This window comes from Streptococcus nasisuis (genome assembly GCF_040836615.1).
Lineage (GTDB): Bacteria > Bacillota > Bacilli > Lactobacillales > Streptococcaceae > Streptococcus > Streptococcus suis_V.
Genome location: NZ_CP162268.1, coordinates 398,339 through 413,626, shown reverse-complemented (window position 1 = coordinate 413,626; position 15,288 = coordinate 398,339). Strand labels below are relative to the sequence as shown.

Genomic DNA, 15,288 nt, shown 5'->3' with positions numbered 1-15,288 from the left:
ATTATCCTCCTTGCAAGACTGTATAGGCTACCATACTTTCTTTTCTTTCTTGTAGAAACAAAATCAAGAATAAATTGGTTAGGAAAATAGATCCAGTTCCAACACTCAATCCCAGCTCACTTGTTACGAAAAGCAAACCGAGCATTCCGACTCCAAGCACTAAAAGCTGAGTAATTAGATAGATAAAATGAAGTTCTATGAACGTCATACCTGCTAGACGACGAATAAAAATTTCCCTACGAAATTGTTCAAAATATACCAAATTCATTGTATTAAATAACAGTATGGAGGTAGCAATACCAATCAAGGCTCCCAACAAAAGAAAGAGAAACTGATTCCGAATAGTATTCAAGTTTTCATAGTATGTAGACTTACTATTTAGCAAATAGGAAACCCACTGATAAACACCCTGCTCTTTCAGTAGCTGGACACTCTGCTGATAATCTAACAAGAAAAGGGATTGGAGGGAAGTTCCCCAGAGTATTTGCGATGCCGGAGTATCCCCTGTTGATTCTGGTGTTATGACTACAATAATCGGGTCTATCAGATGTTGTTCTAATATATAGGGTACTGTATTGTAGAGAAATCTACTCTGATTACTTTCTACATAGCTTATATAAGGTTTAAATTCAAATAATTGTGAACTCTCTATATCAAGATTCTCACGACCAAATGAATTCAAGTAGTCTACATAAAGTTGAACCAGCGTTTCTTCTTGTCCTTTCAATTTATCAGGAATAATCAACCCAAACTCCCCTTGGTGTCCGTGGACTGAGGAGACAATTTTTCATCAATGTTTGTATCATTACTACACAATTCTGACGAAGCATTTCCCGATTTTTTCGACTCATTTTTACGCTTATCTTTGAAATTTTTAGAATTCAAAGAAGTCTCATCTCCAGATTTATAAATAAAAGTAATCTTTGCTGGATCAACAACTCCATCATCAGATATACCTCCAATAATCACTTTCTCTACTAAACTTTCAAAGATTGCACGATCAAACTCGCTAATTAGTTGCTTAGATTTCAACAATTTTCTAAATGATTCTAAACGTTCTTTAACACCTGAATCTGTATGTAGCCTAACCTCAAGATTTACTTTTGAAGCTGATAGTTTTTCTTTATCCTTTATAATAGCATGGAATTTTTCATCATACAAGTCATCACTGATCCTGCCATCAAGTTTCATTTGGATGATATCTCTTTCTTGCTGTTTCAGTTTTATTAGCTGTTTCTCAATACTTTGTAGCTCTAATTCTAGTGAATTATCACTAATTTCCTCTTCAACTGTTTGTAAAAATAGATCAATAATTTTATCGTTGTTTTGATAAAGCAATCTGAAACTTTCTAAAAAAGCTTTCTCAATAGCGGACTCACTAATCCCCTTACTATGCTGACAATGACGTTTACCTTTTTTTATTGCAACTTGACAATGCCAAATAACCTTATGGTAAATCGTTCCACTATGCCAAGAACGTCTTGATAACACAGACTGACAAAATCCGCATTCTAGCATGCTACTGAACGCATACATTCTAGAAATACGTTGTCGTTTTCCAGAAGTTGAACCAATTCTACCACGTCTCCCTGACCGGCGTAATCTGATTTCTTGTGCTTGATTGAACTCTTCTTCTGTCACAATCGGTTCATGATTCCCTTTTATGTAATATTGGTCCTCTTCGCCATAATTATCTAAACGTCGTTTGCTAATTGGATCTACGGTAAAGGTTTTTCCTTGTAAAACATCTCCTTTGTACTTCTCATTCTTTATTACTCCCAGGATAGTCGTCTCTGCCCAAGATTTATTTCCCCGTGGGGAAGTCACTCCCATCTCCTCCAATTCACGGGCAATGACACGCCCCCGATTCCCTCTAAGTACCTATCGAATATATAGCGAACAATCTTTGCTTCTTCCTGATTAACTGTAATTTGACGAGTTTCCCAGTCAAAATCATACCCTAAGCAACGGGGACCACCAACAAGTTCTCCTCGTTGCATCTTCATTTTTAGCCCCTTTTTAACATGTGCTGATATATTTTCTACTTCTTGCTGAGCTACGGAACTTAGGATAGTCAACAATAGCTCCCCATCCATAGTTAAAGTATCAATGTTCTCTTCCTCAAAGTAAACTCCAATCTGTTTATCTTTTAGCATACGAACATACTTAAGAGTGTCAAGTGTATTTCTAGCAAACCTTGCAATAGCCTTGGTAACAATATAATCAATTTCACCATTTAAGCAATCGGTTATCAATCTTTGAAAGTCTTGACGTTTGCCAACTTGAGTGCCTGTAATACCTTCATCAGCATAAATATCAACAAGTTGCCAATCTGAACGTTGCGATATATACTCTTTGTAATGTTTCACTTGTGATTCATAACTATTTTTCTGATCTTCACTATCAGTGCTAACCCTACAATAAGCTGCGACTCTCTTTTGAGAAATTTCTATTTTCCCATGATTACGCCGAACATTTTCCTGAGCTCTGATTACTTCGATTTGTTTTACCATATCTCCAAATCCTTTCTACAAAATAGGAAACTCATTGAAAATATTTTACCGCGTTCAACTACTTATGTCCGCTATTTTGTGTTCCCTAATTAGTATTTTTGTATTTCCTATCTAGTTTAGCTTTAATATTTTGATACTCCACTTGGGTAACTAAATTTTTATGAAATAGAAGTTCTAAAAGAGACCTCTGCATTTGATATTCCAATATATCTTGTTTCATATAAATACCTCAAAATTCATTCCTCCGTGGGTATGATTGGTTAAATCATTCATGGGCATTTCACCCGCTGTCCTTTTACGATGGCAGCCTGAACGGTCAGAAGTATCATTGTCCTTATTTATGGTCATGGCAGATAGAGAACCACTCTATTTTATAGCTAATAATTATCGCTCATATCACCGCGTATTTCACTAAATTGCTCAACAAATAAGAAAGTCCCACCTTGGTCTATTCAGTTTTCAATGAACTAGATCTATTAATGACTAAATCTATCCATTTCTAAAATATAATCAGTAGTTACCTGATATAATTTTGCTAATTGTTTCAAAAATGGGGTAGGAATATCTTGCTTGCCACTTTCTATTCTAGAATAAGCAGACTGTGAACAATGAAGATATTCCGCAATCTGATTTTGTGACAAATCTTTGTCCTCTCTTAAATTTTTCAATCTGATATACATTAACAATCCTCTTACTATTATTGTAATTCGGTGAAAATAATAATCAGAATTTTATGCGAAATATGCATAAATTAATTTAGAACCTGTATTCACAAAAAAATGTTAAACTAAAGATATGGCACGAAAAGCATATGATACTGATTTAACCAATCAAGAATGGGCTCAACTTGAACCCTATTTCTCCAAACACCGCACCTATAAATGGTCTAAATGAGAACTCATGAATGTAACCCTGTATATCACTAAAACAGGCTGCTAATGGCGCATGCTCCCTCATGATTTCCCTCCTTACCCAACTGTCTGGGGTTTCTTTCGTCGTGCCAAGGAGAGCGGACTGTGGGACACCATTTTGATAGAACTGGTTAAAAAAGCAACTAAATGCTGGTAGAGCAGCCACTCCAACCTATGCTATCATTGATTCTCAAAGCGTGAAAACAGCAGATGCTGCAGAGGAACGTGGGATTGATGGCGGTAAAAAAGTCAAAGGGAGGAAGCGCCACATAGTTGTTGATACCATGGGCAATCTTCTTGATGTGGTGGTTCATGCAGCTAATTTGCACGATACAAAATCAGGCATTTTAGTGGCTCGCAAAGTGATGGTACAATTCCCAACCATCAAGGCTTTTTCAGCCGATGCTGGTTATCGGAAAAGTTTTGAGGAGATGATGATTGAAGAGTTTGGCTGCGCAGTAGATATTTCTGAAAAAATCAAGGGCAACTGGCAAATCATTCCCAAACGTTGGGTTATTGAGCGAACTTTTTCTTGGTTGAATCATTCTCGAAGATTAGCTAAGGATGTTGAAAAATCCGTATCGTCAGAGGTTGCTTTTGTCAAACTATCACACATTAGTCGTCTTTTAGGGGCTCTATAATATTGTGAATACAGGTTCTTAGAATTCTTTAGAACGATAAACATAAACAAGGCCACTAACTACGTCTTCTTAATTAAAAATTCAACAATATCTATAAAAATCACAAATTTTACGCTAAAACTAAATCTTTTCATTTATGTCAAACATATGAACAAATATAACTTTCAGACGGCGAAGCGTTACGTAAAAAGATTTTTTATCGAAAATATATGCTACATCTCTGATACTAGAAAAGAGTAGCACAAATTGTGAGTAAATATAATTCGTTCCATCCATAATTCTATCCCAGCCAAACTTCTAGCCAGAAAATGTTCTATATCAAACACAGTACAGAGGAGTGAAAATCGTGTTTCAGTCATCCATCTAGCTTTCAATAGTTCCCACTTATTGTGTTTTCTCGCACTTGCCATATTCTTACAGGGAAGTGAGTCCAGAACTAATTTCCCTTTCGTGCCAAAGCATCACTTAGCTCTTCCACAATATGGTCCGACATGATGACTAACATGTGAGCTTTAAAACCATAGTAATAATTCTTTTGCGAGGAATTCCAAATAATATCTGCCTGCCTATCGATATTACGCCCACACAATTCATCAGAAGCTCAATCTTAAGGTGCCGAATTACCGTCAGCATAAGCTTGGCCTGCCAATCAGCCGGAAGGAAATAGCCAACTGGCACATCAATTCTAGTCAGTATTATTTCAAACCAATTTATAACCTAGTGCACGAGAAATTGTTGGAGCAGCCTATTATCCATGCGGATGAAAACTCCTAGAAAGTCCTAGAAAATGATAGCGAGTTAACCTTCTAATGGACCTTCTTGTCTGGGAAAATGAGAAAAAGGGGATCACCCTTTATCATCATGACAAACGACGGAGTAGCTTATACTCAATAAAAATCGAAAGTAGACTAGGAAACGAAGCCGAAGGTAGAACTAGCGTTCACCGAGACAAGTTGACGACGTATCCTTTTGATTTTTAAAGAGTATTAGTTATGGAGGAATTTCTTGGAGATTATGGGGCTACGTACATTGTGACATGCGGAGTGCTTATCGCCAATTAGACAAGGCACAGCTGGTTGGTTGTTGGACTCACGTCAGACGAAAGTTTTTTGAGACGACTCCTAAGAAGACTGACAAGAATTCTCTAGGCGATAAGGGCTTAGCCTATTACGACCGCCTATTTGCCTTAGAGAATGACTGGGCAGATTTGTCTAGCGAGGAGCGACTGCATAAACGCCAGACAGAGTTTGCCCCTTTGATGGATGAGTTCTTTGATTGGTATCGCAATCAGGTCGTATTGCCAGGTTCCAAATTGGGTACTGCAACTTGAATACGAAATCACCTTCCGAACCGTTCTCTCGGATGGTAACTTAGTCCTATCTAACAATATGGCTGAGAGGGCTATGAAGACCTTGGTTATGACTCGTAAAAATTGGTTGTTCTCCCAAAGTTTTGAGGGAGCCAAGTCGACAGCTATCATTTTGAGTTTTTTGGAAACGGCTAAGCGATGTGGCCTTGATTCAGAGAAATATATGACCTATCTTCTAGAACACTTACCTAATGAGGAGACGCTCGCAAAAAAGGAGGTTCTAGAAGCCTATTTGCCATGGGACGAAACAATTAAGAGAGCACGTAAATAGAAAAAGGTTCCAAGGTCGACTTTGGAGCCTTTTTCAATATACTTCGTTATTGGGCGGTTACTTTTGTCGCAAGTCATAAATTTGAATCTTATCTTCATAGCTAAGTTTCATAAAAATAGCACCCCAGTCGTTAGATTTTGTATCTAACGATTGGGGTGCAACTCAAATCTCATTAAAACTTTTTATTAAAGATAGCAATATGATTATTAATTTTTTCCATTTTTTTAGAAAATAATTTAAGGAATATTGAACGTTTTTTCATAAAATACGTTAGATTGATACTTTCTGATAATTGATAATTAGGACAAATATCTTCGAAATCTTTAGTTTTATCAACTCCCCATTTAAAAATAATTTTATCTGAATCTGTTATGTCATGAAATTTTTGGTTCTGAACCATCCAACTACTCATTAATTCTAGATACAAGGTCAAATTATTAAATTTAGATGCAATATTTATAAATAATTCTTTTACTTCTTTCTCTTCAAGATACATCAATAATCCTTCTGCTATAATCAAAATGTTATCAGAATGATTATATGAAATTTTATCTAACCAAATGTAATCCAAAACTGATTGAGCCAAATTTATAACTCGTTCATCATTTTGAATATATTTATCTCTTAAAGAAATCACTTCTGGGAAATCTATATTATACCAATGTATCCTGCCATTATCAACACGTCGATATCTATCATCTAATCCACATCCTAAATTTATTATTCTAGCTTCTGGATTTTTTGCTATATATTCCTTAACTTTATCATCTAAAATTTTAGTCCGAGCAATGCAACCCAAAGTAGAGAAATTTGATTTATTATATTTCGAAGGAGCAATTTCTAAATCCTTTAATATTTTTATTGCTGTAAAATCTTTAAATAAAGCATCTGTTCTTTGAGTTTCTTCAGCTCTTGCATAAAGAGGAAGAAGTAAAGACTGTGAAATTCCACTAAGTTTCGTTTCCATCACTTATTACCTACTTCCTTTTTAGCCTGATGTAAAATATTGATAGCAGCCAAGAAATCTGAATTCAAAACTTCACAGTATTCCCCATCTCTATTAACCGCTGTAGAACTAGCATATAATACCATATTTAGCATGTCACCACCTGAGAATCCTTCTGTCTGAGTAATAATTTGATCTATATCACTTTCAGAGAGTCGTACAGGTAGCGCAGATGGAATCAATTGCTTTAATAATGAACGTCTCAATTCTTCATTAGGTAATTCTAATTTTATATGGCCAATAATCCTTCTAACAAAAGCAGGATCATAGTTTTCTCCAAAATTTGTTGTAAAGATAACAATCCCAGAGAAAGCATCTAATTCTAATAACAATACTGATTTGGTCACATTAACCGCGTGATCTGTACTTTGATTTACTGATGATAGTCGCTTACTTAGCAATGAATCTGCTTCATCAAAAATTAAAATTGAATCATTTTTTGCTGCTTCTGAAAATAAAACTTTGATATTTTTAGGCGTTTCCCCAACAAATTTCGATTCTATCTCAGCGTAATTTGCTCTTATAACTTTTTTTCCCAATTCCTTTGCAATCGCTTCAGCAGTAACACTCTTTCCAGTTCCTGGAGGACCGTATAAGTTAATTGCCGTTCTTCCACCTGATGGATCAATTTCTTTTAATCCAAATTTATTATATAGAATATCATAATTCTTTATCTTGGTTATCAAGCTCTCAATTTGCTCTCTAGCACTCTCTTCCAAAATTAAATCATCTAAACTTTTCTTTGGTTCAACTATCTCAAAAAGAGACTCTGTTCCATTATTGGATACTACTTTATCAGGAGATACATACCTTCCCTTTTTTTGAATCTTACTCAAATTTATTCCTCTCATTCTTACTTCTTAGATTCACCTTAACATTTTTCAAAAGGTAAATGATAATACCTATTTTAAAATTTATAATTCGTTATTATTTTCAAGAGTTTCATATTGTTCCTGCAACCAAATATCCTCTAATTCATCTACATAATAATCAATAGCTGATTTTAAAAAATCTGGTAAATTAGGATCAATTTCTTCAAATTTAACTCTAAATCTTTCATCGTCCGCATACAGATAGCCTAACCCCTTAACACCTCTAATGAAGGCTCATAAAAATATTGGATAAATTTATGCCATCTTACTAGGAGAGCCTTGATTTCTTCGCTTTCAACCCCTTCTTTTTGAAAATTAGCAATTTCTAAAAAAATCTTCTCACATTCCTCTAGTATATCTTCTTGCTGTGTATCACTATAAGAGTTCCAATTTTTATTAGACTCTTTAACAAGACTAGATCCCCAATCATTTGTTAGTTCTGCTACTCTGGTTTTTTCCTCAATTTTTTTGTTCTTTTTTAGTTTTTTATCTTTTTTCTTCATAATTATAATTTATTCCTTTCGTTTCACTCAAGGCACAACACTGAATGAAAAGGTGTTATGCTCTTTATTTTTGTCTATAATAACAGTGAGAAGCCCTATCACTACTACAAATCACGGGGAGGAGAGTAAGTGAGTAGTTCAGCTACTACCTCGAATAATTATAGGTGTGGTTCTTCCTATCAAGCACATCTAACTGTGACTAAGAGCACGTAAACTTATACTTGGATAAGCGACTCGTTTGTGAAAAGGAAGAGCAGTCAAGGGATAGGAGCTTCTCTACTTTTGAGAAAGGAGTTTCCTCCTATGTTAAAAATCGTTTATCCTAATTGTTGTGAAATTGATGTGCATAAAACTTTTGTCGTAGCAGTTATTGCCATCGCCAATAATCAAGGAATTACTGAGTACCATCGTAAACGCTTCTCCACCTTTACCAATGGACTCACTCAGCTACGTGATTGGTTGGAATATTATTCCTGCTTCGATGTCTGTATGGAATCTACTGGTAAATACTGGATTCCTGTTTTCAATATCCTAGAAGAACAGACCAATGTCTGCTTAGCTCATCCCAAATATGTCAAAGCTATTCGAGGAAAGAAAACCGACAAGAAAGATGCGCAATGGATAGCCGACCTCTTCAAGCATGATTTAGTTGCTTCTAGCTTTATTCCCCCGCTCAAAATCAGACAACTCCGTGACCTTTTCAGATATCGCATGAAGCTAACACAACTTCAGGTTGGCGAGAAAAATCGGTATCAGAACTGTCTCATTTGGTCTAATCTTCAAATTGCAAGTGTCGTTTCCGAAGTTTTCGGAAAAAGTGCTCAAGCTATTATTAAGAGCATCCTTGACAATCCACAAGATAAACCCAATATTGAGCAACTGGTTCACAAGAGAATGAAGAATAAAGTCCAAGACTTGGAAATCGCTATGGCAGGTGCTTTAACACCTGAACAAGCTGAGAAAATCAGAGTTATCCAATCTCATTATGATGCCTTAGCTATCTGTAAAGAAGATTTGGAACAGATGATTCGGGAACTGGGACAAGACTATCAACATCAAGTAAAACTAATTCAAACCGTACCTGGTTTCAAAGAGGACTTATCTGCTCTCAGAATCATCTCAGAAATTGGTTGCGATATGACAGTCTTTGATTCAGCTGCCAAACTGTGTTCCTGGGCTGGACTTGTCCCTGCCAACAATGAAAGTGCTGGGAAAAAGTTTTCTACGCGCATTTCTAAAGGGGGAAAATACCTGAAACCTTTCCTTGTTCAAGTCGCAAACGCTGTTGTCAAATCTGATAAGCATCCAGAATTGAGAAACAAGTATCTTAAACTCAAGAAACGCCGTGGACACCGAAAAACAATTATCGCTATCTGTCGCAGATTACTGGTTTCTGTGTACCAAGTGCTACGGAAACAAGAAGACTACAATCCTGTTTTACAAGGACTGACCGAAATACGAAATCCTGATAAAACGATATCTGTTCAAGACGCTGTTCGTTTTGCACAACAGCACTGATTCAATGTCGCTTAATCTCAAAAATCAGGTTTCAACACCTCTTTTAGTGCGCCCAAAATCAGGATAAACAATAAATCAATTAGCTTTTATTTTTTTCAAACTTTTTCTCTACTATATTGACTATTCTATACTTAAGTATTAACTATTAGTGCTTTAATCTTTATTAAAAAAATTAATTACTGTATCATAATATTTCTGCGCTTCATCAATATGAATCCAATGCTTACTATTCTGAAAATATATTATTTCACATGTCAGAGCTCTTTTTTCAATGTTCTCTAAAGTTTTAGTGTTCATGCTAATATCTTTAGATGAATACAAGACCAATAATGGAAGTTTGATTAGATAATCCTCTTCAATAGAATATAGTGACTCTGCTCTACTCATCATTATTTCTGTTTCCCTAGATTTTAGTGAATTATTATAATCATAAAATTTCTTTAGCTTTTTTAATTCCTTAACTGTCTTTTCACCCATGATTAAGTGATTAGTATCCATCTCAATTGCCTTAGAGAGTTGTTCACTGAAACACTCTAAGTCTGAAATCGTATGAATTTCATTACATATAGGTAATAATCTATTGTACTCATTAATATTTTTATTTTTTAATATCTTCAACTGTAATGGAATAATATTTTCAAATGGCTCAATCGAAGTTATTATCGGATTCTCAAAAACAATTTTCTCAAATACCTCAGGAAATTTTCTATAATATTCGATAAATATTCTTGCACCAAAGCAATGCGTAAGTACATTCCATTTTTTTATACCTAAGTTCTTTCTTATAGTTTCATAGCCGTTAATAATCTTCTCTATACTATATTCTTTGACCGCATCAGATCTCCAAACTCCCCGTTGTTCAGGAGCTACTACATAGAAATCTGATTCAAAATTTTCACCTTGAAAATAAATAAAATCTAGAACTCCAATTCCAGGTGCTCCATGTATGTAGAGTATCGGAGGGTTACAGTCATTTCCTAACGTCTCAAAAAACAATAATTCATTATCAACTAAAATCTCATTCCTCATATCACAATTCTTCTATCCAATATTTGTTAGGGACTCTTTCTCTAACTATCTTTCCATTAACATTCCTTGGTAAACTTTCAACTCTAATTATTTTTGATGGAAAAATTTTCGAATTGAAATCTTTAATAAAAATATTTCGAATATCATTAAGAGTTACTTGATCGTCTTTATTTATAGTAAAATAACAATATAATTCTAAGTCAAACGTATGAATTAAACATTCGGAAATATTAGTATTTTCTATAAGCGCCTTTTCAACTTCTTGAGGATTTAACCATGTTCCATTATATTTTACAATGAAATTAGAACGTCCCATATACCAATAATAGCCCTCTTGATCAACTTTAAATATATCATTTGTTGCTATTTTTTTACTACCAGAAAACTCTTCCCCAAAAATATTGTTAGATATGCTAGGTCCCTCAATGATTAATTCACCTTTATCAGTAAATGTTACCTCAAAACCATTCAATAATTTTCCTGAACTTCCTTTTTTGAAATATTGTAATGAATTTGATATAACACCAACTAGCAACTCTGACGAACCATATCCCTCTATAATTGGTTGTTTAAATAAATCATACCATTCATTCCATATTTTCATGGATAATGCTTCTCCACTGCTTAAAGCTAATCTAACAGAGTTTTCATTCAGTTTTGATACAGCTTGTAACTCAATAATTAATGAATAAATTTTTGGTATACCTGCTATCACTGTTGGTTTAAAACGGTTAATGTTGTCAACGATTTTCCAAATATTTTTGGAATCTAATATTAAAGAAGTTGCTCCTGCATAAAAAGTCTGGAACGTAGCCGTACAGAATGAGAAGGCATAACCTAAATTTGACATTGCATATACACTATCACTTGGTTTTAAATCAAGTATTTCTTTTCCATACGTAATACAGGCATAGTACATATCAATTTGATCATGTAGCACCCCTTTTGGTATTCCTGTACTACCAGATGAATAGACGACAAAACCACCTTCTTGTATTGTATGATTTTTCTGTTTAGAGTTAACAATTTTAGAATACTCTAGACTATTTTCTTTAAGAATAATTATATTACACAATGAGGAAATCATTTGTAAATCAATAGTGCCTGCGTATGTTTCTGAAACCACTAAATAATCATATTCTCCGATATTTATAATACTTTCAAGTTGATAACTATCAATATTTTGAAAATTTATTAAACCAACTGTTGTTTTATATTTTAATAATCCCCAATAAACAACAACAGGGTAGACAGAATCATTTGTTAACAATAAACACCTATTACTGTTAATTAACTCATTAAAAATACCGGATTCATCAATATTTATTAACTCCCAAAATTTATTATATGTAATAGAATCACTCTCTGATCTAAGAGCTATATTATCTCCTTTACCACTATTTATATTTCTCTCTAATATGAAATACTCTGCCGCATTAAAATTTGAGCTCTCTATTTTATATAAGAGTCTTCTTTTTAATTCTGATACTGTTATATCATCGTATAATTCTATAACAACTTTAAAAGTATTTTTAATAAAAATAGCTAAATCAACTAACTGACGTGAAGTAAGATGTAAATCCTCTACCAAAAAATCATCATCAGAAATAGTAATAATTCCAGTTCGTTCTGATAAATAAGCTACTAATTTATCCATCATACTCCTCTTTCTATATATATTTTATGTAAAATAGAATTCTTTGCATCTGATAATAAAACAAGATTCAATACTATTTCATCTGTTAAGAAAAACTTCTCTAATTTACCTATATCATATCCCAGTATTGGATGAGTATAACAACAATATTGACAAGCAACATATGTGAGTATTTGGCTAATAAAACCTACCTTTACCTGAGTATTTTTATAATCAGATAATTTAAATGCTGAATCATATAAATCTATTTCCGAAGCAAAAAAGAACATGACTTGAACCTCATTTAAATTAAAATTTTTCTTTCTCAATATATTCTGAAACTTATAACTTTCTACCTTATCTATAAAAGATAAGCCTCTAGAATCAAAAGTATAAAATCCAGATTCCAAACACTCTACTTTATTTATGTATATATAAAACTTAATTCCCTCAGATAAATTATGATATTTAGTCATTAATTGATAAAAATCCGATAGTAAATATAATAATTTATTCTGACTAAATTTCTTACGAGAAATCATAGCTCCACCACCTGGAGATACTCTATATTTTTTCCAGTTATTGTTAAACTTGATTGAAGAAGTAATATCACAGTCTATCATTTGAATAATTCTATAATCTTCCGATAAAATATTTTTTTCAATACTATCATACAATAAGTTATCCTCGCTATCCCAATCATCTGATAAACTATATTCAATTATATTTTTATCCTCCATAATTATTGAAGTTAAGTCAAAAGGATAAAACATTTTAATAACTCCCACTAGGGATTCAAAACTAGTATCAATTTGTAAAATTTTATATAATTCATTATGAAGATTTGAATCTAGATGAACTTCATGCCTTTTCGATTTACCACTAAGCAATATGCTAGCATGAGCCATTAAATACCCACTATCAACTAGCATTAATCGATATCCAAAGTAATTATATTTTGGCCAGTTTTTCCAATAGTATTCACTGAATACAAGGAAGCTCTCTTCTTCCAATAATATATTGTTTTCATCTAAAATAGAAGCAATAAAATTTAAACTGTTAAACCAAGGATTGTATTGATAAATAAATAATTTATCTTTTTGTTTTTTTATTAGATAAATATTATTCGGATAAAGTCCTCCACCACATGCAACATCTCTTTTAAAAAAATGAAGCAATTTATTTTCAATTATAGTTGGACAATATTTTGTTAATCCAAACACTTCATTAATAAATATAGAAAATTCATTTCGAGAATTACTCAAATCAAATTGATATATATTTTTCTTAATACCTCTAGTCGGATTAATTTTGTACCATTTTTGTTTTGGAAGATCTACACTAAGTTTATCAGGATTATACAATGTTTCATTTAAAAATTGTATAATGTCATATTTACTATCTTTCATAATCAACTCCTAGAAACTAGAAATATTTATAGTTTTTTTCTATCTCAATGATTTTATATGCCATATAACATAGCAATGTTCTCATTTTATAGTCAATACCTAAGCAACAATACAAATATTCATACTGACAAATAGTCATAAATCTAGAACATTTAAAAGAAATAGAATTAAGACTTTTTTCCCAATTAGGATTAACTAATAAATCTTTATGAAATTTGCTCTTATCTAATTGATTTGATAAATCATCATCATTATTTTTAAAAAAATCTTTTGACATTCAATTTTAGATTGAACCTCTTGTTTTAGTTTTGGAATAAAGTTGCAATATTTTTGGTAAAATATTTCTTTTTTTACATAAGGTATGTTATTAAAAATTTTAGATAACTCATTCCTATGCTGTTTAAAAATTCTATTGTAATATTCCTCTACCTCTTGGTTATTCTTAAAAAAAGTAAAAAAACCTTGGGAATGTGAGCAAAGTGATTTGCCACCATTGATCATATCATCAAAATTAGTCTCTACAAAAATTAATAGTAATGAAATTAACATTTCAGTTTTATTTGAGGTTGTAGCATATAATTTGGTGTAAGGATTCATAAACATTAGAAATTCTGACAAAATATTATCTGCCTCTCTCCCCATTTCCTTTTTTAATATATTAATTCCGCTACTATTAACTTTTTTCAACGTATTACCACTAACTTTTAAAAAATAGTCATTATCTATTTCATTTATAGTGTTATCTTTATGATAATTTTTCATTTATTATTTTCTCTCCTAGTAATGACACAACAATTTCATCCTCAGGTTTAATTCCTAACCTATTATTAAATAAATGGATAAAATTGAATAAAAACTGAGCTACCGAAACTGATGTTTCTTGAATCTTCAGTTGTTCAAAAATTTCACTATGTATAATATTGAAATGTGTCTGCTTGAATACACCTTCTATTTCGTTTACAAATTCTATAGGTATTAACCCCGGGTCAAACTTATTTAAATTATCTTTTACCTTTAATAAGCTATCTTCTACTAAATATTTTGACCAATAACTAGTATAGTATTCAAAAAAACTAGTCATCTGTTTCTTATCGAGCGTTATCAACACTAAGTTTACACTAAATAATGCTGCAATAAGCTTTTTTTCAATACTATTATTTACAAAATTAAGAAATAAAAGAGCTAAATGACTACTATAAACAAACTCTTTTTCTGCAAATTTTATACCAACATTTCCATATTTACCAATCTCAGGTAGATAATCATCTATAATAACACTATTATCTGCTATAAGATCAATACTATGAGTATCTATATTCTCTTGCAAAGCTAAATTTTCCATACTTTTCAAAAGATATTCTTCATTAATTACAGCTACAGATGGAACTTTCTCCATGTAGTCTTTAATTTTTTGTATAAAATCTTTTTCGGAAAAACTACTGTTCTTCTTAACACGTAAACGAATATGAGGACCTCCTTCCCAATATCGAATAAAGAAGAAATCTGTAATTGAATTGTTATCAAAATACGCACTAATCATATTCGTCAAAAGCTCATCTTGATTTTTATAATAATAAATTTTGAAATTATACCACATTGCTTCTCCTATA

General features: G+C 32.5%; 13 protein-coding genes and 5 pseudogenes. 5 read left to right on the top strand and 13 right to left on the bottom strand.

The window, feature by feature from the left end:
- Window position 1: 1 nt before the first annotated feature.
- The 4 genes and pseudogenes from AB1F57_RS02190 to AB1F57_RS02175 all read right to left on the bottom strand — a co-directional run bounded on the left by AB1F57_RS02190 (window position 2) and on the right by AB1F57_RS02175 (window position 3,193).
- A complete protein-coding gene (locus AB1F57_RS02190; protein ID WP_367986025.1) occupies window positions 2-745 on the bottom strand; it encodes a DUF1430 domain-containing protein in 744 nt (247 codons plus the stop codon).
- Window positions 742-2,513 (bottom strand): annotated as a pseudogene (locus AB1F57_RS02185) (recombinase family protein). The gene AB1F57_RS02190 and the pseudogene AB1F57_RS02185 overlap by 4 nt, the downstream one beginning before the upstream one ends.
- Window positions 2,514-2,598: 85 nt before the next feature.
- Window positions 2,599-2,706, bottom strand: a complete 108-nt coding sequence (locus AB1F57_RS02180) for a hypothetical protein (protein ID WP_367986326.1) — start codon at window positions 2,704-2,706, stop codon at window positions 2,599-2,601.
- 283 nt (window positions 2,707-2,989) lie between these two features.
- Window positions 2,990-3,193 carry a helix-turn-helix domain-containing protein gene (locus AB1F57_RS02175; protein ID WP_143877629.1) on the bottom strand — a complete coding sequence of 68 codons (204 nt, stop codon included), beginning with the start codon at window positions 3,191-3,193 and terminating at the stop codon, window positions 2,990-2,992.
- 265 nt (window positions 3,194-3,458) lie between these two features.
- On the opposite strand from AB1F57_RS02175, the gene AB1F57_RS02170 reads away from it, so the two are divergent.
- Together AB1F57_RS02170 and AB1F57_RS02165 are read left to right on the top strand one after the other, a co-directional pair.
- The gene (locus AB1F57_RS02170) at window positions 3,459-3,581 is read left to right on the top strand and encodes a transposase (RefSeq protein WP_367986024.1); all 123 of its coding nucleotides are present in this window, start codon (window positions 3,459-3,461) and stop codon (window positions 3,579-3,581) included.
- Between the two features lies 1 nt (window position 3,582).
- Window positions 3,583-4,065 (top strand): annotated as a pseudogene (locus AB1F57_RS02165) (IS5 family transposase); the annotation flags it as partial.
- Between the two features lie 212 nt (window positions 4,066-4,277).
- Here AB1F57_RS02165 and AB1F57_RS02160 read toward each other — a convergent pair.
- On the bottom strand, window positions 4,278-4,475 hold the full coding sequence (locus tag AB1F57_RS02160; RefSeq protein WP_367986023.1) for a transposase: 198 nt from the start codon (window positions 4,473-4,475) through the stop codon (window positions 4,278-4,280).
- Between the two features lie 169 nt (window positions 4,476-4,644).
- Here AB1F57_RS02160 and AB1F57_RS02155 point away from each other — a divergent pair.
- Both AB1F57_RS02155 and AB1F57_RS02150 read left to right on the top strand, forming a co-directional pair.
- Window positions 4,645-4,943, top strand: a pseudogene (locus AB1F57_RS02155) (transposase); the annotation flags it as partial.
- Window positions 4,944-5,051: 108 nt separating this feature from the next.
- Window positions 5,052-5,705 (top strand): annotated as a pseudogene (locus AB1F57_RS02150) (transposase); the annotation flags it as partial.
- Between the two features lie 172 nt (window positions 5,706-5,877).
- Here the strand turns inward: AB1F57_RS02150 and AB1F57_RS02145 are convergent.
- From AB1F57_RS02145 to AB1F57_RS02135, 3 genes and pseudogenes are all read right to left on the bottom strand, one after another.
- Window positions 5,878-6,672: a class I SAM-dependent methyltransferase gene (locus tag AB1F57_RS02145; RefSeq protein ID WP_318829805.1), complete on the bottom strand. Its 795-nt coding sequence runs from the start codon at window positions 6,670-6,672 to the stop codon at window positions 5,878-5,880.
- Window positions 6,672-7,547, bottom strand: a complete 876-nt coding sequence (locus AB1F57_RS02140) for an ATP-binding protein (protein WP_318829806.1) — start codon at window positions 7,545-7,547, stop codon at window positions 6,672-6,674. Before AB1F57_RS02140 ends, AB1F57_RS02145 begins: the two co-directional genes overlap by 1 nt.
- 78 nt (window positions 7,548-7,625) lie before the next feature.
- A pseudogene (locus AB1F57_RS02135) lies at window positions 7,626-8,086 on the bottom strand (TipAS antibiotic-recognition domain-containing protein).
- Between the two features lie 303 nt (window positions 8,087-8,389).
- Between AB1F57_RS02135 and AB1F57_RS02130 the strand changes: the two are divergent.
- Window positions 8,390-9,604, top strand: a complete 1,215-nt coding sequence (locus AB1F57_RS02130; RefSeq protein WP_318829808.1) for an IS110 family transposase — start codon at window positions 8,390-8,392, stop codon at window positions 9,602-9,604.
- Between the two features lie 153 nt (window positions 9,605-9,757).
- Here AB1F57_RS02130 and AB1F57_RS02125 read toward each other — a convergent pair whose 3' ends face one another.
- The 5 genes from AB1F57_RS02125 to AB1F57_RS02105 form a co-directional block, all read right to left on the bottom strand.
- Window positions 9,758-10,633: an alpha/beta hydrolase gene (locus AB1F57_RS02125; RefSeq protein ID WP_318829809.1), complete on the bottom strand. Its 876-nt coding sequence runs from the start codon at window positions 10,631-10,633 to the stop codon at window positions 9,758-9,760.
- Between the two features lies 1 nt (window position 10,634).
- The gene (locus AB1F57_RS02120; RefSeq protein ID WP_318829810.1) at window positions 10,635-12,293 is read right to left on the bottom strand and encodes an AMP-binding protein; all 1,659 of its coding nucleotides are present in this window, start codon (window positions 12,291-12,293) and stop codon (window positions 10,635-10,637) included.
- On the bottom strand, window positions 12,290-13,678 hold the full coding sequence (locus tag AB1F57_RS02115) for a hypothetical protein (protein ID WP_318829811.1): 1,389 nt from the start codon (window positions 13,676-13,678) through the stop codon (window positions 12,290-12,292). Before AB1F57_RS02115 ends, AB1F57_RS02120 begins: the two co-directional genes overlap by 4 nt.
- Before the next feature lie 225 nt (window positions 13,679-13,903).
- Window positions 13,904-14,440, bottom strand: coding sequence for a hypothetical protein (locus AB1F57_RS02110; protein ID WP_367986022.1), 537 nt, complete (start codon window positions 14,438-14,440; stop codon window positions 13,904-13,906).
- On the bottom strand, window positions 14,424-15,275 hold the full coding sequence (locus tag AB1F57_RS02105; protein ID WP_367986020.1) for a lantibiotic dehydratase C-terminal domain-containing protein: 852 nt from the start codon (window positions 15,273-15,275) through the stop codon (window positions 14,424-14,426). Before AB1F57_RS02105 ends, AB1F57_RS02110 begins: the two co-directional genes overlap by 17 nt.
- Between the last annotated feature and the right edge of the window lie 13 nt (window positions 15,276-15,288).

What these genes read in the sequence shown, in the direction of transcription:
- AB1F57_RS02180 (WP_367986326.1), bottom strand. Translation starts at nt 2,706, where the DNA reads ATGCAGAGGTCTCTTTTAGAACTTCTATTTCATAAAAATTTAGTTACC.
- AB1F57_RS02175 (WP_143877629.1), bottom strand. Translation starts at nt 3,193, where the DNA reads ATGTATATCAGATTGAAAAATTTAAGAGAGGACAAAGATTTGTCACAA.
- AB1F57_RS02170 (WP_367986024.1), top strand. Translation starts at nt 3,459, where the DNA reads ATGCTCCCTCATGATTTCCCTCCTTACCCAACTGTCTGGGGTTTCTTT.
- AB1F57_RS02160 (WP_367986023.1), bottom strand. Translation starts at nt 4,475, where the DNA reads ATGGCAAGTGCGAGAAAACACAATAAGTGGGAACTATTGAAAGCTAGA.
- AB1F57_RS02145 (WP_318829805.1), bottom strand. Translation starts at nt 6,672, where the DNA reads ATGGAAACGAAACTTAGTGGAATTTCACAGTCTTTACTTCTTCCTCTT.
- AB1F57_RS02130 (WP_318829808.1), top strand. Translation starts at nt 8,390, where the DNA reads ATGTTAAAAATCGTTTATCCTAATTGTTGTGAAATTGATGTGCATAAA.
- AB1F57_RS02125 (WP_318829809.1), bottom strand. Translation starts at nt 10,633, where the DNA reads ATGAGGAATGAGATTTTAGTTGATAATGAATTATTGTTTTTTGAGACG.
- AB1F57_RS02120 (WP_318829810.1), bottom strand. Translation starts at nt 12,293, where the DNA reads ATGATGGATAAATTAGTAGCTTATTTATCAGAACGAACTGGAATTATT.
- AB1F57_RS02115 (WP_318829811.1), bottom strand. Translation starts at nt 13,678, where the DNA reads ATGAAAGATAGTAAATATGACATTATACAATTTTTAAATGAAACATTG.
- AB1F57_RS02110 (WP_367986022.1), bottom strand. Translation starts at nt 14,440, where the DNA reads ATGAAAAATTATCATAAAGATAACACTATAAATGAAATAGATAATGAC.
- AB1F57_RS02105 (WP_367986020.1), bottom strand. Translation starts at nt 15,275, where the DNA reads ATGTGGTATAATTTCAAAATTTATTATTATAAAAATCAAGATGAGCTT.